This window comes from Ruegeria sp. AL11, assembly GCF_056540865.1.
Map to the genome: position 1 here is coordinate 1 of NZ_JBQFXO010000008.1, position 26,851 is coordinate 26,851.

General features: G+C 59.2%; 24 protein-coding genes. 19 read left to right on the top strand and 5 right to left on the bottom strand.

Annotated features, from left to right (window positions below; translation table 11 throughout):
• Window positions 1-189: 189 nt before the first annotated feature.
• The 4 genes from ACR0IP_RS13700 to ACR0IP_RS13715 are packed head-to-tail and all read right to left on the bottom strand — an operon-like array spanning window position 190 to window position 4,514.
• A complete protein-coding gene (locus ACR0IP_RS13700) occupies window positions 190-1,161 on the bottom strand; it encodes a 2-hydroxyacid dehydrogenase (protein ID WP_480526127.1) in 972 nt (323 codons plus the stop codon).
• On the bottom strand, window positions 1,161-2,048 hold the full coding sequence (sucD, locus tag ACR0IP_RS13705) for a succinate--CoA ligase subunit alpha (protein ID WP_170380404.1): 888 nt from the start codon (window positions 2,046-2,048) through the stop codon (window positions 1,161-1,163). The genes ACR0IP_RS13700 and sucD overlap by 1 nt, the downstream gene beginning before the upstream one ends.
• Window positions 2,048-3,244, bottom strand: a complete 1,197-nt coding sequence (locus ACR0IP_RS13710) for a malate--CoA ligase subunit beta (protein ID WP_170661481.1) — start codon at window positions 3,242-3,244, stop codon at window positions 2,048-2,050. The genes sucD and ACR0IP_RS13710 overlap by 1 nt, the downstream gene beginning before the upstream one ends.
• Before the next feature lie 28 nt (window positions 3,245-3,272).
• On the bottom strand, window positions 3,273-4,514 hold the full coding sequence (locus ACR0IP_RS13715) for a pyridoxal-phosphate-dependent aminotransferase family protein (RefSeq protein WP_480526129.1): 1,242 nt from the start codon (window positions 4,512-4,514) through the stop codon (window positions 3,273-3,275).
• 219 nt (window positions 4,515-4,733) lie between these two features.
• Here ACR0IP_RS13715 and ACR0IP_RS13720 point away from each other — a divergent pair, with 219 nt between their 5' ends.
• The 17 genes from ACR0IP_RS13720 (at window position 4,734) to ACR0IP_RS13800 (ending at window position 24,412) form a co-directional block, all read left to right on the top strand.
• A complete protein-coding gene (locus ACR0IP_RS13720; RefSeq protein WP_247748029.1) occupies window positions 4,734-5,363 on the top strand; it encodes a response regulator transcription factor in 630 nt (209 codons plus the stop codon).
• Window positions 5,364-5,438: 75 nt separating this feature from the next.
• Window positions 5,439-5,645, top strand: coding sequence for a hypothetical protein (locus ACR0IP_RS13725; protein WP_170380401.1), 207 nt, complete (start codon window positions 5,439-5,441; stop codon window positions 5,643-5,645).
• 71 nt (window positions 5,646-5,716) lie between these two features.
• Window positions 5,717-7,177, top strand: a complete 1,461-nt coding sequence (xylB, locus tag ACR0IP_RS13730; protein WP_480526132.1) for a xylulokinase — start codon at window positions 5,717-5,719, stop codon at window positions 7,175-7,177.
• Window positions 7,178-7,436: 259 nt separating this feature from the next.
• Window positions 7,437-7,790, top strand: a complete 354-nt coding sequence (locus ACR0IP_RS13735; RefSeq protein WP_170556057.1) for an antibiotic biosynthesis monooxygenase — start codon at window positions 7,437-7,439, stop codon at window positions 7,788-7,790.
• 159 nt (window positions 7,791-7,949) lie between these two features.
• Window positions 7,950-11,285 carry an adenylate/guanylate cyclase domain-containing protein gene (locus ACR0IP_RS13740; protein ID WP_480526134.1) on the top strand — a complete coding sequence of 1,112 codons (3,336 nt, stop codon included), beginning with the start codon at window positions 7,950-7,952 and terminating at the stop codon, window positions 11,283-11,285.
• A gap of 57 nt (window positions 11,286-11,342) precedes the next feature.
• The gene (locus ACR0IP_RS13745; protein WP_480526136.1) at window positions 11,343-12,284 is read left to right on the top strand and encodes a hypothetical protein; all 942 of its coding nucleotides are present in this window, start codon (window positions 11,343-11,345) and stop codon (window positions 12,282-12,284) included.
• Entirely contained in the window at window positions 12,271-12,747 is a 477-nt protein-coding gene (locus ACR0IP_RS13750) for a hypothetical protein (protein WP_480526138.1), read from the top strand. The genes ACR0IP_RS13745 and ACR0IP_RS13750 overlap by 14 nt, the downstream gene beginning before the upstream one ends.
• Entirely contained in the window at window positions 12,744-14,648 is a 1,905-nt protein-coding gene (locus tag ACR0IP_RS13755) for a GMC family oxidoreductase (RefSeq protein ID WP_480526140.1), read from the top strand. Before ACR0IP_RS13750 ends, ACR0IP_RS13755 begins: the two co-directional genes overlap by 4 nt.
• A complete protein-coding gene (locus ACR0IP_RS13760; RefSeq protein ID WP_480526142.1) occupies window positions 14,645-15,736 on the top strand; it encodes a ferritin-like domain-containing protein in 1,092 nt (363 codons plus the stop codon). Before ACR0IP_RS13755 ends, ACR0IP_RS13760 begins: the two co-directional genes overlap by 4 nt.
• A 139-nt stretch (window positions 15,737-15,875) precedes the next feature.
• Window positions 15,876-16,973 carry an MHYT domain-containing protein gene (locus tag ACR0IP_RS13765; RefSeq protein ID WP_480526144.1) on the top strand — a complete coding sequence of 366 codons (1,098 nt, stop codon included), beginning with the start codon at window positions 15,876-15,878 and terminating at the stop codon, window positions 16,971-16,973.
• Between the two features lie 139 nt (window positions 16,974-17,112).
• A complete protein-coding gene (locus ACR0IP_RS13770) occupies window positions 17,113-17,946 on the top strand; it encodes an FAD binding domain-containing protein (protein WP_480526146.1) in 834 nt (277 codons plus the stop codon).
• 12 nt (window positions 17,947-17,958) lie between these two features.
• Window positions 17,959-18,453, top strand: coding sequence for a (2Fe-2S)-binding protein (locus ACR0IP_RS13775; protein ID WP_170380391.1), 495 nt, complete (start codon window positions 17,959-17,961; stop codon window positions 18,451-18,453).
• Complete coding sequence (locus tag ACR0IP_RS13780) at window positions 18,450-20,867, top strand: aerobic carbon-monoxide dehydrogenase large subunit (protein ID WP_480526148.1); 2,418 nt, start codon at window positions 18,450-18,452, stop codon at window positions 20,865-20,867. The genes ACR0IP_RS13775 and ACR0IP_RS13780 overlap by 4 nt, the downstream gene beginning before the upstream one ends.
• Window positions 20,868-20,971: 104 nt before the next feature.
• A complete protein-coding gene (locus tag ACR0IP_RS13785) occupies window positions 20,972-21,838 on the top strand; it encodes an AAA family ATPase (RefSeq protein WP_480526150.1) in 867 nt (288 codons plus the stop codon).
• Window positions 21,838-23,028: a vWA domain-containing protein gene (locus tag ACR0IP_RS13790; RefSeq protein WP_480526153.1), complete on the top strand. Its 1,191-nt coding sequence runs from the start codon at window positions 21,838-21,840 to the stop codon at window positions 23,026-23,028. Before ACR0IP_RS13785 ends, ACR0IP_RS13790 begins: the two co-directional genes overlap by 1 nt.
• A 12-nt stretch (window positions 23,029-23,040) precedes the next feature.
• A complete protein-coding gene (locus ACR0IP_RS13795) occupies window positions 23,041-23,853 on the top strand; it encodes an XdhC family protein (RefSeq protein WP_480526154.1) in 813 nt (270 codons plus the stop codon).
• Between the two features lie 106 nt (window positions 23,854-23,959).
• On the top strand, window positions 23,960-24,412 hold the full coding sequence (locus tag ACR0IP_RS13800) for an SRPBCC family protein (RefSeq protein ID WP_425084596.1): 453 nt from the start codon (window positions 23,960-23,962) through the stop codon (window positions 24,410-24,412).
• A gap of 62 nt (window positions 24,413-24,474) precedes the next feature.
• Here the strand turns inward: ACR0IP_RS13800 and ACR0IP_RS13805 are convergent, their stop codons facing one another.
• A complete protein-coding gene (locus ACR0IP_RS13805; protein WP_425084597.1) occupies window positions 24,475-25,413 on the bottom strand; it encodes a c-type cytochrome in 939 nt (312 codons plus the stop codon).
• A gap of 48 nt (window positions 25,414-25,461) precedes the next feature.
• Here ACR0IP_RS13805 and ACR0IP_RS13810 point away from each other — a divergent pair, with 48 nt between their 5' ends.
• Both ACR0IP_RS13810 and ACR0IP_RS13815 read left to right on the top strand, forming a co-directional pair.
• Entirely contained in the window at window positions 25,462-26,034 is a 573-nt protein-coding gene (locus ACR0IP_RS13810) for an RNA polymerase sigma factor (RefSeq protein WP_425084598.1), read from the top strand.
• Window positions 26,031-26,768 (top strand): anti-sigma factor, encoded by a 738-nt coding sequence (locus ACR0IP_RS13815; RefSeq protein ID WP_170692719.1) that lies wholly within the window; start codon window positions 26,031-26,033, stop codon window positions 26,766-26,768. The genes ACR0IP_RS13810 and ACR0IP_RS13815 overlap by 4 nt, the downstream gene beginning before the upstream one ends.
• The last annotated feature ends 83 nt before the right edge of the window (window positions 26,769-26,851 follow it).

Here is a 26,851-nt window from a genome sequence, read left to right on the forward strand (position 1 = left end):
GCTCGATCTCGTCGCGCTGACGGCCCAGTTCGGACGTGATCGAGCCGAAAAGCTCAGGATCACGGTCCGACAAAGACTGGGTGAAAAAACCATCGATACGATTGGGGGCGTTCATGACGCTTTCCTCCTGAGCGGTCCGAGGCCCGACCCCATATAGAGGTCAGAGCAGAGAAGTGATATGCGGGCGGATCAGATCACGCGATCGCGCGGTTCGCGGCCTTCGAAAAAGTCGCTGAGGTTGTCCAGCACACGGAACCCCATCGCCTCGCGCGCCTCACGGGTGGCACTGCCCAGATGAGGCAGCATCACAAGGTTGTCACATTGTAAAAGGTCGGGGTTGATGCGGGGCTCTCCGTCGAACACGTCCAGCGCTGCCCCTCCGATCATGTCGAAGGTCAGGGATTGGATCAGCGCGCGTTCGTCGATCACCTCGCCACGGGCCGTATTGATCAGGAACGCATCCGGTTTCATCAGATCCAGACGGCGCGCATTGATCAGGTACCGGTTTTCGGCTCCGCCGGGGCAATGGAGCGAGACGAAATCGCATTGCGGCAGCAGATCATCCACGGTTTCGACCTGAGTGGCATTGCATTGGGCCAGAACCTCGGGCGCGATTTTGCTGCGGTTGTAGACAACGATCTGCATGCCAAAACCGTGATGAGCACGCCGGGCCATTTCCTGCCCGATGCGGCCATATCCGATGATGCCTAGCACCTTGCCACTTACCTTGGTGCCGATCAGATGCGTGGGGCGCCAGCCGGTCCAATTGCCGGCCCGCAGCTCGCGTTCCCCTTCGCCAGCGCGGCGCGCCACCATCAGCAGCAAGGTCATCGCGATATCGGCGGTGCATTCGGACAGCACGTCCGGCGTGTTGGTGACGGTCATGCCCAGCCCACGCACTGAGGGCTCGCAGATGTGACTGTAGCCAACGCCGTAATTTGCCAGGATTTTCGTCTGCGCGCCGGGAACGTCCAAAGCCTCGGAGCTGAGGGTATCGGTCACGGTCGGCAGGACCGCATCATAGGATTTCAGCGCGTGCCGGATCTCTGCCGGGGACATAGGCTTGTCCCCGGTGTTCAGCACGGTGTTGTAGTTCTCGGCCAGCTGCGCCTCGACGGCGGCAGGCCAGCGACGGGTGACTAGAACCGAGGGTTTGACCATCACGCAGCCTCCATCACGCGGGCGATCGTTTCACCGATCACCGCTGGGTTTTCGGCCACGGTCACACCAGCGGCCGACAGGATTTCAACCTTTTCGCTGGCACTTTCGCCGAAGGCCGAAATGATCGCACCGGCATGGCCCATGGTCCGACCTTTCGGAGCGGTCAGACCCGCAACATAGGCCACCACAGGCTTGGTGATGTGATCGCGGATGAATTCGGCCGCTTCGGCTTCCTGAGGGCCTCCGATCTCACCGATCATGGCGATGATATGGGTGTCCTCATCCTCTTCGAAACGCTGCAGAATGTCCTTGAAGGACGAGCCGTTGATCGGGTCGCCACCGATGCCAACGCTGGTCGAAACTCCGATCCCGCGCTCTTTCAACTGGGCTGCGGCCTCATAGCCCAGCGTCCCCGAGCGACCAATGATGCCCACGTTCCCCGGCAGGTAGATATGCCCCGGCATGATCCCCAGCAGCGCTTTGCCGGGTGAGATGGTGCCCGCGCAGTTCGGCCCGGTCAGGACCATGCGCTTCTCTTTGGGATAGCGGTACATGTAGCGCTTAACGCGGATCATGTCCTGCGCCGGAATACCGTCGGTGATGCAGACACAATAGCGGATACCGGCATCTGCGGCCTCCATGATCGAGTCCGCCGCAAAGGGCGGTGGAACGAACACTAGGCTGGCATCCGCGCCAGTGGCTTCAACCGCCTGTTTGACGGTGTCGAAGACCGGAACGCCTTCGACGGTTTCACCGCCTTTACCTGGAACCACGCCGCCCACGACATTGGTGCCGTAGTTCAGCATGTCCTTCGTGTGGAACCGCGCCATACGGCCGGTGATACCCTGCACGATCACGCGCGAGTTACGATCGAGAAGAATGCTCATTACACAGCCCTCATCTTGGTGCCTTGGGTAAGGTCGTTGCGCCATGCGCCCACGGCGCGTTCGGCCGCCTCCATCAAAGTGGTGGCGCGGATGATCGGAAGACCGGACTTGGCGAGGATCTTCTGACCCTCTTCCACATTGGTACCGGCCAGGCGCACGACGACAGGGATGTCGATATCCAGCTCTTTCAAAGCCTGTACGACGCCCTCGGCCACCCAGTCGCAACGGTTGATACCCGCGAAGATGTTCACCAGAATGGCCTGCACATTGTCGTCCGAAAGAACCAGACGGAAAGCTTTAGCCACACGCTCGGGCGAGGCGCCACCACCGATATCGAGGAAGTTCGCAGGCTCTCCGCCAGCCAGTTTGATCGTGTCCATGGTCGCCATCGCAAGACCGGCGCCGTTCACGATGCAGCCGATATTGCCGTCGAGACCAACATAGGACAGGCCCCGGTCACCGGCACGGCTTTCGCGCGGGTCTTCCTGGCTTTTGTCGCGCAGTTCGGCGATCTGCGGGTGACGGAACAGGGCGTTGTCGTCAAAGCTCATCTTCGCGTCCAGCGCCAAAACGCGGTCGTCCCCTGTGATGACCAGAGGGTTGATCTCGACCATGGTGGCGTCCAGATCGCTGAAGGCGGCGTAGCAGCCCTGCAGCGTGCGGACCATGTGCTGGATCAGCTTCGGCTCCAGCCCCAGTTGGAACGCGATTTCACGGGCCTGGAATTCTTGCAGACCCACTGCGGGTTCAACAATTGAACGCACGATGCTGTCCGGACGCTCGGCCGAGATATCTTCGATCTCCATCCCGCCTTCCGAGGACGCAACGATCATGACCCGCTGGCTCGAACGATCCAGTACGAAACCAAGATAGATTTCGCGATCAATCGGCACCGCGGCCTCGACGTAAACGCGGTAAATCCCCTTGCCTTCGGGGCCGGTCTGATGCGTGACCAGCTTGCGGCCGAACATGTCATCACAGGCTGTGTAGATCTCGTTTTCGGTGTTGCACAGCTTGACCCCTCCAGCCTTGCCGCGCCCGCCTGCATGGACCTGCGCCTTGACAATCCACTTGTCACCCCCCAGTTCACGCGCCCGATAGGCCGCCTGTTCCGGGCTATAAGCCAAAGCACCGGGTGGTACTTCGACGCCGAAATTCGAAAGAAGCTCTTTCGCCTGATATTCGTGAATATCCATCTGCAATCCTCCCGTTCTTGCAGTGAAATTAAGCAGCCATCGAAGTGCCGTAGCGACTTTCCAGCAGGGCTTCGATCGCGTCCCGATCAATCTGTCCGCCCAGTTCGCGCATCGCCTCGGCAAACAGGCGTACGATCCGGCTGACGGATTTCCGGTTCAGCTGGTTGAGGATGCCGATCCGCACCTGCACAGGCGCGCTTAGCGTGGGCCAGATGCCAAAACCGCGCGCACGGCAATTCTGCACCAATTCCATCTCACGCCCGGCAAGCTCCGGTGGCAGGTTCAGAACGATCAGGCTGGGCATGTCCGAGGTGACCTCGCACCCCAGTTCGACCACGGCATCGCGCAGGACGCGTTCGTGAATGCGGTAAGACGCTGCGCGCTTGGCAAGCCCTTCCTGCAATGTCAGACGCAACGCCTCGTGGAAGGCAGCCACGGCATAGCCCGAATGCGTCCGGTGATAGGCGCCTTTCTCGACATCCTGACCGTCGACGATACCCCAGTGGCGGGCCTCGAAGATCGGGTTGTGCACATAGGTGTAGGCACCGCTGGTCTTGAGGCTGTCGATGAAGGCATCGGTAAAGCTAACTGGAGCATAGGTCAGCGGCAGGCAACACAGACCTTTCTGGGGGCAAGAGGCCCAGCCTGCGATGCCGGGGTAGTCGTCGATCGAAAAATCATCCACGCCCAGCGACGACACCGCGTCGATCAGCCCCATCGCGCCGTGACGCTCGCACGCGTCCGAAAAGCCGCGAATGTCGTTGATCCGGCCGGACCCGGTTTCCCAGTGAGCCATGAACGCCCATTTGGGCTTGTGCTCGGCCAGGACTGCTTCGACGATTTCTCCGGTGACAGACTGGCCATGCGGAACCTCGATCACGGTGACGCTGGCAGCTTGTGGGTCAAGCGGATAGGCTGCGTGTTCGGCAGGCGTCGCCGCCTTGATCCGCAGGGTCAGCGCATCAATGCCCGAGAATGTGCCGTTGGCAAAAGCCACAACCTTGTCGCCCGGCATGACGGCCGAGAACATGGTGTCCAGCGCGCTCCAACCCGTGCCGGCGACGGCAAAAGTATAGGCGTTCTGCGTGCCCCAGATTTCGCGCAGCATATGCTTGCACTCGATCATTCCGCGCAGAACGTCGCCCTGCATGTGATCGGCGACCCCTGCCCCTGCAAAGGCCTGCAGAACGCGAGCATCCGTGTTGCCGGGTCCGGGACCCGCTGCAAGGGTCTCGGGGATTTCGAGCGGAGGGAAAATCTGGAAAGTCATTGTGCGGCTTCCTCGGCTGTTTCTCAGGCTCAGCGGCCCGTTTGGTTGAGTTGCCGTGTAGAAAACGTGCTCTTGCCAGATCACGCAACGTAACTTACTACTGATTTAGCATGCCTAATAGGATGGGATATTACCTACCCAAAGGTGTAAAAATACGATAGTATACTAAAAACATACCCACCCATTTGGGTAGTTTTTTAGCTTTAAGGGCAAATTCATATGGCTGAAGCTCCATCAAAGCCCATCGACGTCATGCTGGCGGACGGCAACCCTCTGGTCCTGTCGGCGATGTCAGAGATCTTTGAACGCGACCCGCGATTCTCATTGGTCGCGACTTCGGCCACGGCCGAAGGATTCCTTGGCACGGTCATGCGGGTGCCTGTTCAGGTCGGCGTAGTGGACTGGACATTGCCCGCCCTTGGCGCCGCAAAACTGATCGAGGTGCTGCGCGACCAAGCCAGCGCGCCGCGCTTCGTGGTCTATGGCGATGCCAATGCCGACGTTCCGCGACTTGCGATGCAGGCCGGGGCTGCCGGGTTTGCCGCACGCTCGGGCGAGGTTGAAGGGCTTCTGGACACCTGCGAGAAAGTGGCCGCGGGCAAGATGGTGTTTCCGTTCATCGACGTCCGGAAAATGCAGCAGGACCCGATCGAAAGCCTGTCGCGTAAGGAACGCACAATCCTCGAGGCGCTGGCGCAGGGCATGTCCAATCGCGAACTTTCAAAAGAGCTCGAGATTTCGACGAACACCGTGAAGTTCCACCTGTCGAACATCTACGACAAGCTGGGCGTCAAAAACCGGACCCAAGCCATTGCACAATATTATGCAGCGCGGATGCAAAGGGACTGATACGGACCGTAATCTGGTAAACTCGGGGTTTTCCGGGCATGCTTTGGGTTCACAACCGCAGCCGGAGGACCTCAAATGCCGCAATATAATGACATGTTCGAACTCTCCATCGAGGATATGGAATTGATCGAACAAGCCCTGCGACAGGCGATGGCCTCTTATTCAATTGAGGCGAACGAGAACAACGAAGACACCATTCGCCGGATGCATGATCTTCTGGGCAAGCTGCACGATCAGAAGATATTTTATCGCCCAAAGACCGGCAGCTACATCGGCGGTTGATCCGCGCTTTGCAGACTCCTCAAAAACAGAATAAACCGTTTGCAAACTTATGAAATCAGAGGCGACGCAGTATGAGCTACCTTGGCATTGATCTGGGAACGTCCGGGCTGCGCGCCCTGCTCTTGGCCGAAGACGGCAGCGTGCTCGGTTCGGCAGAGCATTCCTGCACGTCCGAGCACAAACATCCCGGCTGGAGCGAACAGGACCCCGCCGAATGGATCGCGGCGCTAGAGGGGGCGGTTGCCGCGTTGCGGGACGCTCACCCCGAATTTACCGATCTGCGAGCCATAGGCGTAGCGGGCCACATGCACGGCGCAACGCTGCTGGATTCCGCAGGTGACGTGATCCGACCCTGCATCCTGTGGAATGACACGCGCGCGGATGCCGAGGCCCGGCATCTGGACGCCCTGCCTGGAATTCGCGAGATTTCGGGCAATATCGTTTTCCCCGGCTTCACGGCACCCAAACTGCTCTGGGTCAAGGAACATGAGCCGGAGAATTTCTCCCGTATCGCGAAGGTTCTGCTGCCTGCGGCCTATATGAACTACTATCTGACAGGCGACTACGTCGCTGACATGTCGGATAGTGCTGGCACATCTTGGCTGGACGTCTCGCGGCGTACATGGTCCGGGGAGCTGCTGTCTGCTGGGCAAATGTCGGAATCTCAGATGCCCCGCCTGGTCGAAGGATGTCAGCCCGCAGGTACTCTTCGCGCCGATCATGCCAGCCGTTGGGGTCTGCGCAATCGCGTCACCGTCGCAGGCGGCGCCGGAGACAACGCCGCAGCTGCCTGTGGCTTGGGTGCTCTGAACGAGGGGGACGGGTTCATTTCGCTTGGCACCTCCGGAGTGCTGCTGGCTGCGCGCGATGGCTACCACCCTGATCCGGCCTCGGCTTTGCACACATTTTGCCATGCCGTGCCTGATCGCTGGTATCAGATGGGCGTTATGCTGTCTGCAACCGACAGCCTGAATTGGCTGGGCCAGATCACTGGCCAAAAACCCGCCGACCTGACCCGCGCATTGGGCGACGAGCTACGCGCACCGGGGCGCGTGCAGTTTTACCCTTACCTCTCAGGCGAGCGCACCCCGCACAACGACGCCAACATTCGCGGCGGCTTTACCGGGCTGGGAAAAGACACCGACCAGAGCGATCTGACCTGCGCCGTGCTTGAGGGCGTCGCCTATGGCCTGAGCGACTCGTATGACGCGCTTGTACAGACCGGCGCGCGGATTGATCGGCTGATCGGCATCGGCGGCGGTACAAAATCGCGCTACTGGGTCAAGCTGATTGCAACTGTTTTGAACGTGCCAATCGAGCTACCTCAGGACGGAGAGTTTGGCGCTGCATTGGGGGCCGCACGTCTTGGCCAGATCGCAGAAACCGGAGCGTCGCCCGAAGACATCCTGACCCCTCCCAGCATCGGCGAACGCGTTCTGCCCAACGGCAGCAAAACCGCAGATTACGAGGCAGCCAAGGCGCAGTTCAAAGCGGCCTACAAACCTCTGCGGCAAATCTCCTCACGGAGTTGATATTCGGGCCGTGGCTCAGTGACAGTCAGGACCGCGCGCACCCACTAGTAACATCTGAGTTTTGCCAGCCCGGCGCACAATATGCTAACATAAGGGCTGCGTGGCCTTCATCCGGCAAGCCTGTTGCAGGCTTTCTTTCGGCGTATTGAACCCTCATTTCCCGAGGGCCGCCGCGCCACAAAGATCAATCAATTTGACCCGTCTGGGCAGGAATGATCACGGATAGGACGCAGACCTGCCCCCAGAAAGGACTATCGATATGTATAGCATAATCGCGACCTGGTATTTGAAACCCAAACAGGAGGCGGAAGGGATCGCAGCCCTCAAGCAATTGGCCCAAGATGTGAAGCAGGAAGAGGACACCTGGGGCTACCTCATCCACACGGGCGGCGAAAATTCGGCGCCGCCGTCCAGTGAGGGCACCGTCGTATTCATCGAAATCTACAAGGACTTCAAAGCTTTTCTAGCCCATGTGAACGGCCCGATCTTTACCGCATTCAAAAAAGACCACGGGCAGCTTTTTCAGCCCATACCAGGCTCTGACAGCCCGTTCTTTCTGGTCGAAAACATCGACAGAATTGGGGGGTTTCTGCGCCCGCAGGCGGGGTCTTAACTACCGTGCCAGCCCGCACCAGTGAGTAACCCTTTGCGGGCGTGCAAAACCCGCGCACAATTCAAGGGCGACGAATTGTAGATTATGTGCTACTAAAGAAAGCGAAATTGTTTCTTTGTTTCACATAAGGCGCAATTACAGCGCTCAGGGGCAGCCATATTGGGACGTCCGAATGTTAATTGCAGCGAATGCGGCGCGGCCAATCCTGCCGGGTCCAACTTTTGCCACGGCTGCGGCAATGCACTGACCCTAGCCTGTGGGTCCTGCGGTGCGTCAGCGATGGCGCACGCAAAGTTTTGCACCGCTTGTGGGGCTTCGCTGCTGGGTCAGGACAGTCCCCCACCGGCTGCCCCTTTGCCCTCTCCAAAGGACGCACCAGAAGACGTGGCCGAACGTCGCCAACTGACCGTCATGTTCTGCGATCTGGTGGGTTCAACGGCCTTGTCCGAAAGACTCGACCCCGAGGATTACCGCGAACTGATCACGCAATACCGCGAGTTGGTTGGCCGGACCGTCACCAAGTTCGGCGGCGAAATCGCCAACTATGCCGGAGACGGAGTGGTCGCCATCTTCGGCTATCCCACCGCGCAGGAACTCAGCCACTATTCCGCCGCTCTTTGCGCGCTTGAGATTGCGGGCGCGACACGCGACGGGAATGCGGGGATGACGGACAAATCGGTTTCGACAAATGTGCGGATCGGGATTCACACCGGACCTGTGGTGGTGGGCACGGCGGCAGGCACATCAAGCTCGGAAAAGGTCTGGCTGTTTGGCGATACACCAAACGTTGCGGCGCGGATTCAGGCTGCTGCGGATGTGGGTCAGGTTGTGGTTTCGGAAGTGACCCGCAGACTGGTCGGAGAGCGTCTGGATTTCACCTCGATCGGCAGTCCGCCCCTGGCGGGTGTCAGCACACCGTTGCAGCTCTATGTGGTCGGTCCGAAGATTTCCGGCTTTGACACCGGGCGCAAGGACTTCGCGCACGACAAGACGCCGACTATCGGGCGCACTGCCGAGATAGCTCTGGTCCAGTCCAGATGGGACGGCGCGCTGGACGGAGAGGGGCAGGTTCTGCTGTTGACCGGCGACGCGGGCGTTGGCAAATCCAAGATCGCATTTGGACTGAAGGACAAGCTAACCGACGAGGCCTCCACCCAGTTCACCCTGTTCGGATCGCCCTTGCATCAAAGCAGCGCGTTTTTCCCGATCAAGAATGCGCTGACGACGCTGACGGGTATGCTGCCCAATGCGCCTCCCGAGGAAAGCCGGGACAAAGTCACCCGGTTTCTGACCGATCTGAACCTTGATGCTGACACCTGCGCCGCGCCTATCCTGCGCCTGATGGGGTTGGAAGACAGCACCTCTCTGGTCGCGCCGATGGGACCCGAGCGGGAAAAGGGCGCGTTGATCGAGGCGCTTTTGCAGCTTTGCGCGGGGCTGGAACAGCACCAGCCGCTATTGCTTCTGCTCGACGATGTGCATTGGTTCGATGCCTCGACGCTGGAATTCGTCAATGGCTGGATCGAACAGGTGTCGAACCGCCGCTGCCTGATCCTGATGACCGCTCGGACCGAGTTCCAGTCGCCATGGCGCAACCAGTCCCATGTCACAAGCCTGGAGCTCAACCGGCTTGTGCGCCGTGACATCTACAAGCTGGTTGAAAGCATCTCGGGCTTACAACCGTCGCCGGAAGTTCTCAGCCAGTTGGCCGATCGCACCGATGGCGTGCCACTATTCGTGGAAGAGTTGACCAAGATGGCGATGGAATCCGGCCTTTTGGTCAACCGCGGCCAGAGTCAGGCCGAGTTGTCCATGGCGATCCCAGAATCGCTGCAGGATTCGCTGATGGCCAGATTGGACCGTTTGTCGGCCAGCCGCGAGATCGTGCAGGTCGCCGCCGCAATCGGCCGAAACTTTGAGCGCAAACTGCTTTCCGAGGTTCTGGACTGGACCGAAAACGACATCACCGAAGCGCTGAACCAGCTGCTTGAAACCGAACTGATCGTGCCCGCAGGCCAGCCGGGTACTGCAGATGCCTACCGGTTCCGCCACGCGCTGGTGCAGGATGCGGCCTATCAATCCATGCTGCGCTCGACAGCCTCACGATGGCATGGCCAAATCGCAGCAGTTCTTGAGGAAAAATACGCCGAAACGGTCGCGCGCGAGCCCGAAATTCTGGGCCATCACTACTGGCGTGCCGGCAATTACCCCGCCGCCGAAGGCAAACTGATGACCGCTGCCCGGCAGGCATTGGACCATTCGGCGAATGTCGAGGCGATCACCCATTTGCAGCATGCTTTGGAATGCTTGCAGGAAATGCCGCAATCGCAGGAACGCGACCGGCGTGAGATCGACATGCAGATCATGATCGCCGTGCCACTGGCCTTTGTTCGAGGCTATGCACACAAATCGGTTCTGTCCGCCTATGCGCGGGCGCAGTCCCTGTGCCGCGAATATGGCGAAACAGAGCGGTTGTTCAAAGTGGTCTACGGACAGTTCCGCTCGACCATGCTGGGCGGGGAATATGAGATCTCGAAACAGAATGCAGACCGACTGGTCTCGCTCTGTCAGGATTTATCGAGCCCGCTGACCATTGTCTCAGCCGAACGCTCAATGGGATCGCTTCAGACCTATCTGGGCCATCCGAAAGATGCGTTGAAACATCTTGAGGCCGGGCTTGAGGTCAATCTGTCCATCGAACATCGCTTCATGGGCCTCGATTTCGATGTGGTTGACCTTGCGGTTGCCCTTCAGGGCTATCGCGCGCTTTCCTACTGGCTGTCAGGCGACGAATCCAGCGCGCTGACAGCGATCAAGGCAGCGCTAGTCCATGCCGAAGAAACCGCGCACCCGTTCAGCCAGTCCTTCGCCAATGCCTTCCTGGGATGGATTTCCCATTTCCGGGGCGATGAGGCGACGGTTCAAGACAGTTCGGCCATTTTGATCGCCCTGTCCGAGGAATATTCTTTCCAGTTCTGGCGCGGTTGGGCGCGGGTCATGAATGGCTGGGTGCGCCGAAGCACCGATGGTGAAAAGGCCTTGGAAGAGATCGCCCTGGGCCTGCGCGAATGGCGCGATACCGGCTGCCGCCTTGGTCTGAGTTTCTTCCTGTGCCTCTACGCGGATGCGGCTATTCTACACGGCAAACTGGAACTGGCCGAGGAACTGTTGGACGAAGCCGAAGCCTTCGCCAACGACAGCGGTGAGAAATTCTGGATCGTCGGGCTGACCTGCCTGCGCGGTCGGTTAGCCATGGCCCACGGGGATGACAGCGCCGGGATCGGCCACCTTAGAGAGGCTGCCATGGTGGCGTTGCAGCTGGGCCATTACGGCCCGCTTTTGCATGTCATTCGAGAATTGGCCGAGCTTGAGACCTCGTCAAACTGCCTTGGCGAGATCTCGAAAGCCGTGGCCGCCGACAAGACCAAGGCACCCGCGCTGGTCGAGGCAAAAGCCATTCTGAAAACCCTAAAAACAAAACAGCCGGAGGCATGATCGGGCGGAATCTGAGCAAGTAGAATTGTCACAGCCAGTGGGGGAGATCACAGCCAAATGACAAAGAAAAAAGCGAAAAGCGACCCGTGCCATCAGACGGATGTCACCGGCGTCATGCCGAAACTGCCAAAGCAATTTGACACGTTCCCCTTCTATTATGCCTCGCTGCAATGCCAGTGGATGTATTGGTACACCTCGGTCGAAGTCGCCCGCCAGTTTGTGAAAGGCACCGGCCTGTGTGTCGCCGAATTTCCCGATGAAGACGGCGAGAACAAGGCCGTCATCCTGCTGAACTTCCAACGCTATACCGCGCATTATGACAACTCGCTGGGCTTCGTGAACGAGGTCGAATTCAACCTACTGGCCTATCCCAAGAACCGGGTGCCGGGCGTGCCGAAGATGTCCCTGACCGAGTATCTTCACGGCCGCGATCAGACGAAAACCATCGGCCATCTACGGGTTCATGTGGCCGCCGACAACGCCATGGCCGTCAAGGCCGGACGCCAAGCGTTCGGAGAGCCCAAGTTTCTGGGCCAATTCAACTACAAGGTTCCTTCGCTGAATGCCAAGATGAAGGGACACCCTCCGATCTCACCCAAGAAATGGTGGATCCAACTGGTCAATCCCGACGATCCGCAAACCATCGTCTACGATTTGACGGCGGATCTGGGCAAACTCAAGGGCGATCATTGGACCCTGACCAACTGCACACCGATCCCCGAATTCGCCACCGGGCTTGGACGCACCGTTTGGACCCGCTGGACCATCTCGGGCCTGTTTGAAACCGCGATATTGACCACGAAAGAGGGTAAACGCATCGCAAAAAGCTTCAAGCTGAAACTGGGGAACAACGATTTCCCAATGACCCGCGACATGCGCACGCTGTTCACAGATATGACGCCGGTGGCCGTGCAGGTCTTTGAAAGCCAACCCGCCTGCTTTGAGCCGCGTGGCTTCTATGTGGACGCAATTGATGGGGATCGCCATGAAGACGCATGATGACACCCCCGAGTTTAACGCCTTTCTGACCGTCAGCGCCGCCCTGACCGGCTATAGCAGCGCCGAACTGCAGGGCACCGGATGCGCAGGCGAATACTGGCATCAGTTCCGGCAAGTGTTGCCCGTCGAGATCCTTAAGGAGTTCCTGTCTCATTCCAACAAGCTAGGCAAGCAGGACGACGACCGGATCATGCGTCAGACCTATCTGTCGGACAAATGCCTCGGCCCGCTGTCGCGCACGCTGATCCAGCTTTGGTACACCGGCCAATGGGTGCCGCTGTCACAGGAATGGCGCGAAAGCTACGGCGCGTCGCGGTTTGATGTGGTCAAGATCATCTCGACCCGGTCCTACAAAGAAGGGCTGGTCTGGGACGCCATCGGAGCGCATCCCCAAGGGGCCAAGCAACAGGGCTTTGGCTCATGGGGCCTTGAACCTCCAAAACAGCGGGGGGCAGCCAAATGAGCGCGATTGCAGATGACGAACGGACCTATGATGTGGTCATCGTGGGCGCTGGCTTTGCCGGGGGCATTCTTGCCAAAGAGCTGATCTCGGCCGGTCATTCGGTTCTAATCCTCGAAGCCGGAGAAGACCATGGCAAGACGTGGGAGACGTATCGCTCCTACCTTGATCAGTACTATCTGTCGCTGGCCAAGACGCCGAACTCTCCCTATCCGAACCTACCAACCCTGCCCTCACCTTCGGTGCTGGACATCACCGCAGTACGAGGCACCGAGCCCGATACGAACGGGTATTTCGTGCAACGCGGCCCCCTGCCCTTTGGCAGCAACTATCTGATGGCGTTCGGCGGAACCTCACTGCACTGGCTGGGCACAAGCCTGCGCATGATGCCTGCGGATTTCGAGATGCAAAGCCGCTTTGGCAAAGGCGTTGACTGGCCCTTTGGCTATCAGGACCTGCGCGCGGATTATGAGCGCGCCGAGTGGGAGATCGGTGTCTCGGCCGATGCCGACGAACAGACGCCCAAGGCACTGGGTATTCGCACGTCAGGACGGCACGACAATGTCGGGTATTTCGACAAGGAGTATGACTACCCGATGCATTCGATCCCGTCGTCTTACGTGGATGGCTTCTTTGCCAAGGCAGATGGGATGCCCATCGAAATCGGCGAGGATGCCACCAGCACGGTTCACCTGAAAGTCTCGCGCACGCCGCAGGGCCGGAACTCAACTCCGCGCAAGCCAAGAACTGCCAAGGGCATTCAGGTTGGCGACAAGCGCAGGCAGCAATTCCGCCCGCGCGGCGCGACCGGACCATTCGCCTATATGGGTCAGCGATGCGAGGGAAACTCAAGCTGCATTCCGATCTGCCCGATCCAGGCCAAATACAACGCGATGAAAACGCTCGAGGATGCCAAGCACGAAGCCAAGCATCAGATGGAGACGATCACGCAGGCCATCGCCTCAAAGGTCGAACTGGCCGAAAGCGGGCGTGTATCTGGTATTGTTTACAAGAAATACCCGTTCCCCGGTGTGCCTCAGTACGAACTGCGCCGGGCCAGAGGGAAGCAATATGTGCTGGCTGGCGGTGCGGTGGAAAACGTCACTCTGGCGCTGGCCTCGGGGATTTGCACCAGCAGTGACGAGCTGGGCCGCAACCTGATGGACCACCCTTACATGATGACATGGGGTGCCGCGCCAGAGCCGGTTGGCCCGTTTCGCGGGCCCGGATCGACCTCGAGCTACGCCAATTTCCGGGACGGAAACTTTAGGAACAAGAACGCGGCCTTCCGGTTGGAGATCGGTAATTGGGGCTGGAACTTTGCCGCTGGCTCTCCGAATTCAGACGTGGCGCGGCTGGTCGAGCAGGACAACCTCTATGGCACCGCCCTGCGCGATAAGCTCTATCACGATGTCCAGCGGCAGGTCCGAATTGGCACCATGGTCGAGCAACTGCCCAGAGCAACAAACCGAGTGACCATCGACCCAGCCTACCGCACACCCATGGGCGAATACCGCCCGGTGATCAGCTATGATCTGGACGACTATTCCCGCGCCGGGCTGGCCGCCGCGAATGACACCTGTGCGCAGATATTCCAGCGGCTTGGTATCAAGAACCATACCTCCTACAGCCCATCGGATGCGGGGTATTTAACTTATGATGGAAAGGGTTACACCTTCTTCGGTGCAGGCCATCTGGTCGGTACGCACAGGATTGGGACAGATCGGCACAACTCGGTCACCAATGACGAGATGCGCGCATGGGACCACGACAATCTGTGGCTGGTGGGCGCAGGCTCGATGCCGACGATTGCCACGTCCAACCCGACGCTGACGATGTCTGCCATGGCCTTCAGGGCCGCCAGAGCCATCCAGAAGGCCGTTCGGAAAGGGGGTGCGAAATGAGTTCGAAAAAGAAACTGGACGCCGCGCGCAAAAATCTCTGCAAACATCTGCAAGACGCCTTGATGCTGGAGCTTTCGACAATCCCGCCCTACGCGACAGCCTGCTATTCGATCCTGGAGCAAGGGCAATACGACCGGTCCGAGCCGACCATCGTGAATGCCGAGCCGATCGAGGTGATCCGCCAGGTCATGGTCGAAGAGATGCTGCATATGGTTCTTGCGGCGAATGTGATGAACGCGATCGGGGGTACGCCTCAGCTGAACAATCCAAACTTGCTGCCGAAATACCCGACAGAGTTACTGAACGGGGCCGGGCCAGAGGTGCGTCTGCGTAAGTTCTCGCCCAAACAGGTCAAAAGCTTCCGCAAGATAGAAACCGCGCCGAAAGACCTCCGCAAGGCATTGAGGGGGCACTATTCCACCATCGGCGGATTCTACGCCTATGTCAGGAAGCTGCTGGAAGAAGCATGTAAGGAGTTCGGGGACAAAGAGATCTTCATCGGCGACCCCGCGCGTCAGATCTCCAATGACGACTATTTCGGCGCGGGCGGTGAAGTTGTCGAGATAACCGGCACCCCCGCGCAACGTCGCAAAGCGGCTTTTGATGCCATCCAAAAGATCATGGAAGAAGGTGAAGGCGCAGATCTGGGTGGCAAAGCTGGTGACGGAGACACCATTCCGGGGCCAGCCGGCCATGAGGACATTGCGCATTTCTTCAAGTTCAACGAAATCCTGCACAGCCGCTACTATCGCCCCGAAGATCTGGTGACCGACCCTCCGACTGGCGGCGACCTGATCGTCGATTGGAGCGCAGTCTCTCCGATGAAAGACGACCCCAGCGAGGAGAACTATAAATCTGCGCCCGAAATCGCCGCGATTTCGGCCGAGTTCAACGCCGCGTGGTCCGGTTTGCTGGACGGTCTGCACATCGCCTTCAACGAGGATAAATCCGCTTTGCGCGACCTTGTTCCAACGATGTATTCGATCAAGTCGCTGGCGCAAAAGCTGATGCGCATCCCGTTGCCGGACGGATCGGGCGAGACAGCCGGGCCGACATGGACCTACCTTGCGCCGAAAAAGCGGGGCTGATCTGTAGCCAAAAAACCGGCGAGACCCCGTTTATGCGCCTCAGTCGAAACAGGTGTCTTCCGCTGAGGCCAACAAAGATTGTGCGGAGAATTTCAGTTTGCTAACGTCATGATCGCGCTGGGGAGGGCGCGGCATCTCAATGTTGGACTATTCGCACAATGCGTGGCTCGTGGCGGCCTCGTTGGCCGTGGCGCTGATGGCGGGTTTTACCGGTCTTTACCTGACGCATGGCGCGTCGAAACTGGACAATCAACGGCGCAAGTTCATCGTCGCCCTCGCAGCCGTCATACTGGGCGGCGGTATCTGGTCCATGCATTTCGTTGCCATGCTGGGTCTGCAATTGCCGATCCTGTTTTTTTACGACGCGCTGGTGACGCTGATCTCGGCGCTGGTTGCCATCCTTATGGTGGGACTGGCGCTGCTGCTTTTGCATTTCCGTCCCAGAACCCCGCCGACCATCGTGGGCGCGGGCGTGATCGTGGGGCTTGGCATCGTTGTCATGCACTATGTCGGCATGGCTGGGATGCAGCTGTGCCGACCCGTCTACAGCCTGTTCGACATCGTTTTGTCGACCGCGGCCTCGGTTGTTCTGTCGGTTCTGGCGATCTGGGTGGCCTATGACAGCCGAACCCATCGGAACATCCTGTTGGGCACAGCCTGTTTCGGCATTGCGGTGTTTTCCATGCACTTCGTCGCGACCGGTCTCACGGATTTCGTCGCAACCGAGACTGCCGGGGCCGCCGGGCCTGCGCTGGACAACCAGATTCTGGCGATGGGCGTCACGGTTGCAGTCTTCCTGATCTGTGGGGCCTTCCTGCTGACCGGGATCACCTTCATCGAACCCAAGCCTGAACCCGCCTCAGTCCCAACACCCGCCCCTCAACCAGAACCAACCCCAACCCTACGCGCCGGGGTGCCTTTTGAACGTGAAGGCCAGACCTTCTTTGCCGAACCCGCCCAAATTGCCGCCATCCGTGCTGAGGGGCACTACACCATTCTCTATATCGATTCCGAGAAGCTGTTCTGCCCCTGGTCCATCACCGAGGCCGAGACGCGCCTACAGCCCGATGGCTTCCTGCGCGCCCATCGAAGTTATCTGGTGAACCCCAAACATGTCTCAAGCTTCGAGAGGCATAAGGACAACGGGACATGCTATTTCGACTCTGTCGAGGCCCTCAGCAAAGTACCCGTCAGCCGATCTCGCCTGTCAGATATCCGCGACGCTTTGGGCCTTTGATCGCAACTCGTGCAGCTCATTCGCATTTCGTGAAACAAGCTGCGCGCCCCGTTCCATACGGCTGGAACCGCTGAGCGCCCCCTTCTTTCCTGAGTGAAGGTACCCCAAGGTATACCGCTTGGACCCAGGGAGGAAAAACATGATACCAGCCGGTTTTGAGTATCACCGGCCAGGCGACATCGCCTCGGCCATCGGCATTTTGCAAGAACACGGAGACGAAGCGCGCGTGATCGCGGGCGGGCACAGCCTGATCCCGATGATGAAGCTGCGCATGGCCGAGATGGGCCACCTGATCGATCTTCAGGCCATCGATGAACTAAAAGGCATCGCGGTCGGGTCCGATACCGTGACCCTAGGAGCCATGGTGACGCAGCATGAGTTGATCACCCATGACGGTCTCGCCACTGCCATTCCGCTGATCCGCGAGGCGGCCTTGCAGATCGCCGACCCTCAGGTCCGTTACATGGGCACCGTCGGTGGCAATGTCGCCAATGGTGATCCTGGCAATGACATGCCGGGTCTGATGCAATGTCTGAACGCGACGTTTGAACTGTCCGGCCCCGATGGGTCGCGCAGTGTCGCCGCGCGTGAGTTTTATGAGGCCGCCTATTTCACCGCACGCGAGGATGAGGAAATCCTGACCCGAATTTCGATTCCCGTACCTGGTGCTGGCGTTGGTCAAGCGTATGAGAAGCAAAAGCGCAAGATCGGGGATTATGCGACGGCCGCCGCCGCTGTGATGGTCGGTAGCGGCACGGCTTCGGTTGCGATGACCAACCTGGCGGACACTCCGATCTGGTCCGAAAGCGCCAGCGCTGCATTGGCCAATGGCGATGCGGACGGCTGTGTTGCTGCCATGCTGGATGCCATTGAACCCGTGGCCGACAACCGTGGACCCGTCGAATTCAAGAAACATGTGGCGAGCGTGATGCTGCGCCGCGCCATCGACCGTGCGCTAAGCCGCGCGGGTTGAGGGGAGGAAACCATGTCGAAAATGCACGTCAAACTCACCGTAAACGGCAAAGAGGTCGAAGGACTGGCCGAGCCGCGCACGCTGTTGATCCACTTCCTGCGGGAAGATCTTAAAATCACCGGCCCTCATATCGGCTGCGAGACCAGCCATTGCGGGGCCTGCACCGTGGATATCGATGGCAAATCCGTCAAATCCTGCACCACCTTCGTGGCGCAGGTGAACGGTGCCGATATCACCACCGTCGAAGGCCTCACCAATGACGATGGCAGCCTTGGCGTATTGCAGGAGATGTTCCGTGAACATCACGGCCTGCAATGCGGTTTCTGCACGCCGGGCATGATCACCCGCGCGCATCGGTTGCTGCAGGAAAATCCGAACCCCTCTGAGGAGGATATCCGTTTTGGCATGGCTGGAAACCTGTGCCGCTGCACCGGCTATCAGAATATCGTCAAAGCGATCTCGGCCTCGGCTGACATGCTGAACGCTCAGAAGGAAGCTGCGGAATGAACGACCAAACTCTGACCCCCGAAGAACGCGCCGCCAATCTTAAAGGGATGGGCAGCTCGCGCAAACGCGTCGAAGATGTGCGCTTTACGCAAGGCAAGGGCAATTATGTCGACGACATCAAGCTGGACGGCATGCTGTTCGGCGACTTTGTGCGCTCTCCCTACGCACATGCCCGCGTTGTCAGCGTCAACAAAGAGGCCGCCCTGGCGATGCCCGGCGTGATCGCTGTTCTGACCGCCGAGGATCTGGCTCCGCTGGGCCTGCATTGGATGCCAACGCTGGCGGGTGACAAGCAGATGGTTCTGGCCGACGGCAAGGTGCTGTTCCAAGGCCAGGAAGTCGCCTTTGTGGTCGCCGAAGACCGCTATATCGCCGCCGATGCCGTCGAGTTGATAGATGTCGAATACGAAGAACTACCTGTTCTGACCGATCCGTTCGAGGCGTTGAAATCCAATGTGGTCCTGCGCGAAGACCTTGAAGGTCAGACCGAAGGTGCGCATGGCCCTCGCAAGCATCACAACCACATCTTCACCTGGGAACAGGGCGACAAGGACGCGACCGAGGCCATCCTGGCCGAGGCTGACGTGGTTGCCGAAGAGATGGTCTACTACCACCGCACCCACCCCTGTCCGCTCGAGACCTGCGGGTCGGTGGCCAGCATGGACAAGGTGACCGGAAAGCTAACGCTCTACGGGACGTTCCAAGCCCCGCACGCGATCCGCACGGTTGTTTCGCTAATCTCGGGCATTGCTGAACACAATATCCGCGTGATCAGCCCTGATATCGGTGGCGGGTTCGGCAACAAGGTTGGAGCCTACGCGGGCTATGTCTGCTCGGTCGTGGCCTCGATTGTCACCGGCAAGCCGGTGAAATGGGTCGAGGACCGTATGGAGAATCTGATGTCCACCGCCTTTGCCCGCGACTACTGGATGCAGGGCAAGATCGCAGCCACCAAGGACGGCAAGATCACCGGCCTTTGGTGCCATACGACCGCGGATCACGGTGGCTTTGACGCCTGTGCCGACCCGACCAAGTTCCCTGCGGGGTTCATGAACATCTGCACTGGGTCATATGACATCCCCACTGCTTACCTGGCTGTGGACGGCGTCTATACCAACAAAGCGCCGGGTGGGGTGGCCTATCGCTGTTCCTTCCGTGTGACTGAGGCGGCCTATTTCATCGAACGCATGATCGAGGTTCTGGCCATCAAGCTGAACATGGACGCGGCCGAGCTGCGCCGGATCAACTTCATCAAGGCCGATCAGTTCCCCTATCAGTCTGCACTGGGTTGGGAGTATGACTCGGGCGACTATCACACCGCCTGGGACAAGGCGCTGAAGGCTGTCGACTACGAAGGTCTGCGGGCAGAACAGGCGCAACGGGTTGAGGACTTCAAGGCTGGTAAGACCCGCAAACTGCTGGGCATTGGTCTGACGCATTTCACCGAGATCGTTGGCGCTGGCCCGGTCAAGAACTGCGATATCCTCGGGCTTGGTATGTTCGATAGCTGCGAAATCCGCATCCACCCAACTGGTTCGGCCATTGCGCGGCTGGGGACGATCTCTCAGGGTCAGGGTCATGCCACGACCTTTGCACAGATCATCGCCAGCGAGATCGGCCTGCCCGCTGATGATATCACGCTGGAGGAAGGTGATACGGACACGGCACCTTACGGTCTTGGGACCTACGGTTCTCGGTCAACCCCCGTGGCGGGTGCAGCAACGGCGATGGCCGCGCGCAAAATCCGCGCCAAGGCGCAGATGATCGCGGCTTATCTGCTTGAGGTCCACGACGACGATGTCGAATGGGACGTGGATCGGTTCTCGGTCAAAGGTGCGCCTGAGCGTTTCAAGACCATGAAAGAGATCGCCTTTGCGGCCTACAACCAAGCGATCCCGGGGTTGGAGCCCGGTTTGGAGGCCGTCAGCTACTATGACCCGCCGAACATGACCTATCCGTTCGGGGCCTATATCTGCGTCATGGAGATCGACGTGGATACCGGTGAGTGGGACGTTCGGAAGTTCTATGCGCTGGATGATTGTGGCACCCGGATCAACCCGATGATCATTGACGGGCAGGTCCATGGTGGTGTGACCGAGGCCTTGGCCATCGCAATGGGGCAGGAGATTGCCTATGATGAGATGGGCAATGTGAAGACCGGCACGCTGATGGACTTCTTCCTGCCGACCGCTTGGGAGACGCCGAACTATATCACCGACTATACGGTGACGCCTTCTCCGCACCATCCGATTGGCGCGAAGGGTGTGGGCGAAAGCCCGAATGTGGGTGGCGTGCCCTGTTTCTCAAACGCGGTGCATGATGCGTTCCGACCCTTCGGGTTGGTGCAGAGCCATATGCCGCATGACCATTGGCGGATCTGGAAGATCGCCAATGGGTTGGGGATGCATGGGTGATTGGGTTCGGACCGGCTGACGCCGGTCCGACCGAACGGAGGGGGCCAGCCCCCTCCGAACCTCCCCCGGGATATTTTTAGCCAGATGAAGAATGGATCCTGGTTTTGACTTTGAGTGACGTGCAGAACGGATTGGCCGCGCAGGGCTATGTTGCCGATGATCGGTTGGCGATGGCGCTGCATCTGGCGCAGGCTTTGGGGCGGCCCTTGCTGCTGGAAGGTCCGGCAGGCGTTGGCAAAACCGAAGTCGCGAAGGCTCTGGCTGCCCAACACGACGCGCGCTTGATCCGCTTGCAGTGTTATGAGGGGCTGGATGCCAGCCACGCCATTTACGAATGGAACTATCAGCGCCAATTGCTGGCCATCCGCGCGAGCGAAGCCCAAGGTGGCACAAGCGAAGCGCAGTTGTTCTCGGATGATTACCTTCTGAAACGGCCCCTTTTGGAGGCGATCAGTGAAGAGGACTCTCCGGTCCTTCTCATTGATGAAATAGACCGTGCGGATGAGGAGTTCGAGGCCTACCTTCTTGAAATATTGTCAGATTTTCAGATCACGATCCCGGAGCTTGGGACGATCAAGGCGCGCTCCCGCCCGATTGTGATCCTGACGGCCAATGGCACGCGGGACCTTTCCGACGCATTGCGGCGGCGGTGTTTGTATAGCTATCTCGGCTATCCTTCGCGCGAGACAGAGATGGCCATTCTGAAGGCGCGTATGCCCTCTGTTGAAGGGTTGTTGGCACGTCAGATCGTCGGGGTTGTTCAGGCCATGCGCAAGGAAGACCTCGAGAAAACGCCAGGCATTGCCGAAATGCTGGACTGGGCCGCCGCCCTGTCTGGGCTAGGTGTGAACGACATGGCCCAGTCTCGGGGCGAAGTGCAGGCGACACTGGTGTGTCTGCTGAAAACGGCCGCCGACTATGATGCTGCCCCGCCTGAGGTTCTGGATCGCTTGATCGGGAAGGTTGCGTGATGCAGGTCACCCGGTTCCCTTCCCGCGCGGCAAGCTTGTCGGACCGCATGAGCGGCTTCATGGCCCATCTTAGGATGAACGGATTGCGCGTGGGTCCCGCCGAAACCTGTGACGCGCTGGCCGCCTTGGCGGCGGTCGAAGCAACCGATGCGACACAGGCCAGGCAGGCCTTGTGCGTGTTGCTGACAGGCAGCGCCGAGGATTGGCGACGCTTTGATGAGCTGTTCGACGCCTACTGGTTCAATGTCGGCAAGCAGCGCAGTGGGACAGCGCAGACCGCTCATGTACGGGTGCAGTCGGCGAAACCGAAGATCTGGCAGCAGCAAACACAAGACGAACAGGATCCGCAAACGGATAGAGATCAGGCAGCCGCCACTCCTGATCCGGGCGACGGGGAGGCCGAAGGGATGGATGGGAAGCTGATTGCGACCCGAACGGCCAACCTGTCGCGCCGGGATCTGCGTGAATTGATGGATGACGAGTCGCTGAGACAGGCCGAACGGGCCGCAACCCAGCTGGCCCGGGCGATCCGCGACCGCCGCTCGCGTCGACATAAACAGGCGCAGCGTGGTCGGACGTTGGACATGCGACGGATACAACGGGCCAGTCTGGCGCGGGGTGGAGAGCCGATGGACCTCTATCGCCGTGCGCGACCGCCGCGACCGATGCGGATCGTTGCGCTATGCGATGTCAGTGGGTCGATGACCGTATATTCCCGCGTTTTCCTGGCGTTTCTCAAGGGCCTGATCGGCAGCGGAACTGAAGCCGACGCCTATCTGTTCCACACCCGTCTGATGCGCGTGACGGACGCGCTGCGCGATCACGACTCAATCCGCGCCGCCGGGCGGCTTTCACTGATGGCCGAGGGGTTTGGCGGCGGGACCGACATCTCTGGCAGTCTCGAAAGCTTTCTGGACGGCTACGGCGCGCGGGCGCTGAACGGACGGACGATCGTGCTGATCTTGTCGGATGGCTATTGCAGCACGGCTCCGCAGGCCTTGGGGCAGGTTCTGGAACGGATTCAACGCAAAGCGCGCCGGGTCGTCTGGCTGAACCCGCTGAAAGGCTGGCAAAATTACCAACCCGTTGCCGCTGCCATGCAGGCCGCAGAACCCCATCTGGACGCCCATCTGCCCGCAAATACGCTTGAGGCGCTTGCGGCGCTGGAACCTGAATTCAGAAAACTGTGAAAGGACATACCGATGGCAGATTTCGACATTTTCGACACGATTGAAGAACTGCGCCGCACCGGCGATGCCTTTTGTGTAGCGACAGTTCTGCGCACCGCCGATGCGACCTCGGCCAAGGCCGGAGGCAAGGCGGCCATCACCCGCGACGGTACGGTTCTAGGCCATCTGGGGGGTGCCTGCGTACAACGGGCCGTACGCGCCGCAGCGCAAGAGGCGCTGGTGTCGGGTGAGCCGAAAATGATCCGCGTCAAACCCTCGGACAAGGTTGTGTCGATGGCCGACCCGGACGGTGTTCAGACCTACAAAAGCGGGTGCCCATCCGGAGGGACAGTGGATATGCTGATCGAACCCTATCAACACGCTCCGCGCTTGATCATTTTCGGAGACTCTCCGATCGCGCAGGCGTTGGCGTCCCACGCGGCACTGGCTGGGTTGCGCGTGTGTTTGCCCGAAGGTGCTGAAAACACGGTGAAATACACCCCCTTTGATCCCGACGATCTGAACGCTTTGGGCGTTGAAGCGCGTGATTTTGTTGTGGTGGCGTCACAAGGCAAAGGCGACGGAGCGGCATTGAAAGCTGCACTGCAGTCACCCGCGCGCCGCGTGTCGATGGTTGCAAGCCGCCGCAAGGCCGAAGTGCTGTGTGCCAAACTAGAAACACAAGGGCTGAGCACAGAGCAGACCAAGCGACTGAAATCGCCCGCCGGGTTGGATATCCACGCCATCGACCCGCATGAAATCGCGCTTTCGATTTTGGCTGAAATCATCATGTGGCGCAATTCTGACAAATCCCAGGAGACATCCCATGATGAGAAAATGGCTTAACTGGCTGCACGCTTTCAAGGCGGCGCAGCCCGAGTTGACCGCGGAGGAGGCGACCGAAAAAGCCCTCCGTGTCTTTCCGAAATGTTGTTGAAAAAGGACCCCCCAGATGGAACTCACTGACGAAATACGCATCGCGGCCCCAAAGGACGTCGTTTACCGCGCACTCAACGATCCCGATGTGCTGCGCGAGTGTATTCCGGGCTGCGAAGAGTTGATCCAGCATTCGCCCGAACAACTCGAGGCCAAAGTCGTCCTGAAAATCGGCCCGGTCAAGGCCCGCTTCAACGGTGAAGTGACGCTGGACAACTCACAGGCGCCAGATGCGTTTTCGCTGTCCGGCGAAGGCAAAGGCGGAGCGGCTGGCTTCGCCAAGGGCGGCGCGGATGTATCCCTGACTACTGACGGAGATGAGACGGTTCTGTCCTACACCGCCAAGGTCACGATCGGCGGCAAGATCGCGCAATTGGGCAGCCGCCTGATTGCAGGGACGGCCAAAAAGCTATCCGGCAAGTTCTTCGACAAGTTTGGCGAGGTCGTTGCAGAACAATTCATTCAATAGGCGTTGCGTTTAACGTATATCAACGGGTGTGGCAGGGCCTGCCACACTCCCTCTGATTTCCCTTAGCCCTGTGCCTCATCCTCTATGTAGGCGATGACATTGGTGATATCGGCCTCTTTCTTCAGGCCGGGGAACTGCATTTTATTGCCGGGCAGAAACCCTTTGGGGTCGGTCAGAAACGCCGCCAGATTTTCTGGCGTCCAGACAAGATCGGTATTGGCAAGCGGGCCGGAATATTTGAACCCATCCACCTGCCCCGCAGATGCTCCCACCACATTGAACAGCGAGGGCCCTACGCCATTGCGGCCTTCTTTCAACTGATGGCAGGCTTTGCACTTGCGAAAGACCTTCTTGCCCGCTTTGAGATCCCCGTCCACTGCAGCGATTGCAACCGGAGCGGCGGGCGCGGCTTTGGCCTTGTTTTCATCCATGGTAAACACAAGCCGCGCGGTGATCGGTACGGTCCGCGTGATGCCTGGTAGGTCGGCCAGTTCCATCAGCTTGTCGACGCCTGCATCCACGCCTGCATCCTCGGTGCTGATAAAGACCATATCATTGGTGGAAACCATCACCGACGTCTCGGTCAGTCGCACCACGAACATCTCGGCGTCGAACTCGATCTCGGTCCCAACCAGAGACAACGCGACCTCGACATCGATGATCGACGATGCGCCCACAGCAAGGCCTGAGACCTCATCCATGTCGAATTCAGCGGTCAAGGCGGCGGTGCCTGCCTTGCGGAACACGTATTCGATCATCCGTTCGTTGCGAATGTCGATATTTGTCTCCACCGACGACAGATCAATCTCGATCTCAGCCTTGCCATCGGGGCTGACATGACCGCTCAGCCCGGTGAAGGAATTGACCTCGCCCACTGTTTCTTTCTTGATCGTTCCATAAGCCAGGTGCGAGGCATCCGAGGACAGAGTCCAACTTTCCGACAGGGCCGGGGTTGCAACAATTGCAGACGCAATCGTGACTGCTTTCAACAGAAGTTTCATTTCATTTCTCCTCAGGTTATGTAATTTCTGACCCCGCGGGCCCGGTCCGTGAAAGACAAACACACACAGGTCACGATTTATTCGATGAGTGGTGAAATCAGCTCGGAACAGGCCGTGCGCGGCGCGATCCAGACGCATTCGAAACGCGTGTGGCGGTTCGGGCTTGCCCTGTCGGGCACCTCGGATGTGGCCGACGACCTTTTGCAATCCACATGCCTGCGCGCGCTAGAGCGTCACCATCAGGTGACATCCCACGACAGGCTGGACAGCTGGCTGATGACGATCTGCCGTTCGATCTGGCTGAATGAAGTACGCGCGCGATCCGTTCGCAAGGCGCAGGCCCTGTCTGTGACCCCCGAAACTGAATTAATTGCAACAGGACCGGATTCAGAAACGAATATTTTCGCGGCTGAAGTGTTTACTCAAGTGATGCAGCTGCCAGAAGCACAGCGCGAGACCGTGATGCTTGTCTTCGTGGAAGGGTATAGCTATCGCGAGGCAGCAGCCTTGCTTGAGGTGCCGATTGGAACAATCATGAGCCGACTATCTACGGCTCGGCAGAAACTGAAAACCGTGATGCAGCACGAGGCTGCGGACGCCGTTCGACGGGGTGGCAAATGACGTTTTCCGATGAAACGCTGCTGGCGTATCTGAATGGAAATCTGGACGAGACCGACGCGCAAGAGATCGAGAGCGCGGTCGAAGCCGATCCAGAACTGGAACAGCGCCTGATGGCGCTTGATCCGTTTGCACCCGTTGTGCATTCGGTCTTCAAGGATGTTCCGCAGGATGTGCCTCAGATCACCTTGCCGGACCGCGCGACGTCTCAACCCGCGTCTCAACCTTTTCGATTGCTGGCCGTCGCGGCCTCGGTCGCGATTGTGGCGGTTTCAGCGACGTTGTGGGCGACACGACCCGCGCCGTTGGGCTGGGCGCAGCAGGCGGCGATCTACCAATCGCTCTATGTACCTGAAACAATTGCCACTCTGGACACCGCTCCCGAGGCGCTTGAGGCCCAGTTTGCTCAGGCCGAAGCCACGCTAGGCCGATCACTGAATCGCGAAGCCCTGAGCGCCTTGCCGGGTGCAGAGCTGAAACGCGCTCAGGTTCTGTCTTTCAAGGGAAAGCCACTGGTTCAGGTCGTCTTTGCGGATGATCAGGGGCGGCCCTTTGCCTTTTGCGTGATCCGTCAAGGGCCAGGGGCACCGGACAAGGATGTGAACCTTGCCGTTCTCAGCGGGCTGGCAACGGCCACTTGGGCGGAAGATGGCTATGGCTACATGATCATCGGCGCCGATGGGCAGAGCGATCTGAGCGATCGCCTGACCGCATTTTCCGAGGCAATTTCCAGCTAAAATGCGCCTGGGCCTAGGCCAATCGCGGAGGTTGAAGACTACACCAAATCGGACTTTCGAAACGAATAGCGAAATGACCGAGT

What these genes read in the sequence shown, in the direction of transcription:
- ACR0IP_RS13700 (WP_480526127.1), bottom strand. Translation starts at nt 1,161, where the DNA reads ATGGTCAAACCCTCGGTTCTAGTCACCCGTCGCTGGCCTGCCGCCGTC.
- sucD (WP_170380404.1), bottom strand. Translation starts at nt 2,048, where the DNA reads ATGAGCATTCTTCTCGATCGTAACTCGCGCGTGATCGTGCAGGGTATC.
- ACR0IP_RS13710 (WP_170661481.1), bottom strand. Translation starts at nt 3,244, where the DNA reads ATGGATATTCACGAATATCAGGCGAAAGAGCTTCTTTCGAATTTCGGC.
- ACR0IP_RS13715 (WP_480526129.1), bottom strand. Translation starts at nt 4,514, where the DNA reads ATGACTTTCCAGATTTTCCCTCCGCTCGAAATCCCCGAGACCCTTGCA.
- ACR0IP_RS13720 (WP_247748029.1), top strand. Translation starts at nt 4,734, where the DNA reads ATGGCTGAAGCTCCATCAAAGCCCATCGACGTCATGCTGGCGGACGGC.
- ACR0IP_RS13725 (WP_170380401.1), top strand. Translation starts at nt 5,439, where the DNA reads ATGCCGCAATATAATGACATGTTCGAACTCTCCATCGAGGATATGGAA.
- xylB (WP_480526132.1), top strand. Translation starts at nt 5,717, where the DNA reads ATGAGCTACCTTGGCATTGATCTGGGAACGTCCGGGCTGCGCGCCCTG.
- ACR0IP_RS13735 (WP_170556057.1), top strand. Translation starts at nt 7,437, where the DNA reads ATGTATAGCATAATCGCGACCTGGTATTTGAAACCCAAACAGGAGGCG.
- ACR0IP_RS13745 (WP_480526136.1), top strand. Translation starts at nt 11,343, where the DNA reads ATGACAAAGAAAAAAGCGAAAAGCGACCCGTGCCATCAGACGGATGTC.
- ACR0IP_RS13750 (WP_480526138.1), top strand. Translation starts at nt 12,271, where the DNA reads ATGAAGACGCATGATGACACCCCCGAGTTTAACGCCTTTCTGACCGTC.
- ACR0IP_RS13755 (WP_480526140.1), top strand. Translation starts at nt 12,744, where the DNA reads ATGAGCGCGATTGCAGATGACGAACGGACCTATGATGTGGTCATCGTG.
- ACR0IP_RS13760 (WP_480526142.1), top strand. Translation starts at nt 14,645, where the DNA reads ATGAGTTCGAAAAAGAAACTGGACGCCGCGCGCAAAAATCTCTGCAAA.
- ACR0IP_RS13765 (WP_480526144.1), top strand. Translation starts at nt 15,876, where the DNA reads ATGTTGGACTATTCGCACAATGCGTGGCTCGTGGCGGCCTCGTTGGCC.
- ACR0IP_RS13770 (WP_480526146.1), top strand. Translation starts at nt 17,113, where the DNA reads ATGATACCAGCCGGTTTTGAGTATCACCGGCCAGGCGACATCGCCTCG.
- ACR0IP_RS13775 (WP_170380391.1), top strand. Translation starts at nt 17,959, where the DNA reads ATGTCGAAAATGCACGTCAAACTCACCGTAAACGGCAAAGAGGTCGAA.
- ACR0IP_RS13780 (WP_480526148.1), top strand. Translation starts at nt 18,450, where the DNA reads ATGAACGACCAAACTCTGACCCCCGAAGAACGCGCCGCCAATCTTAAA.
- ACR0IP_RS13790 (WP_480526153.1), top strand. Translation starts at nt 21,838, where the DNA reads ATGCAGGTCACCCGGTTCCCTTCCCGCGCGGCAAGCTTGTCGGACCGC.
- ACR0IP_RS13795 (WP_480526154.1), top strand. Translation starts at nt 23,041, where the DNA reads ATGGCAGATTTCGACATTTTCGACACGATTGAAGAACTGCGCCGCACC.
- ACR0IP_RS13800 (WP_425084596.1), top strand. Translation starts at nt 23,960, where the DNA reads ATGGAACTCACTGACGAAATACGCATCGCGGCCCCAAAGGACGTCGTT.
- ACR0IP_RS13805 (WP_425084597.1), bottom strand. Translation starts at nt 25,413, where the DNA reads ATGAAACTTCTGTTGAAAGCAGTCACGATTGCGTCTGCAATTGTTGCA.
- ACR0IP_RS13815 (WP_170692719.1), top strand. Translation starts at nt 26,031, where the DNA reads ATGACGTTTTCCGATGAAACGCTGCTGGCGTATCTGAATGGAAATCTG.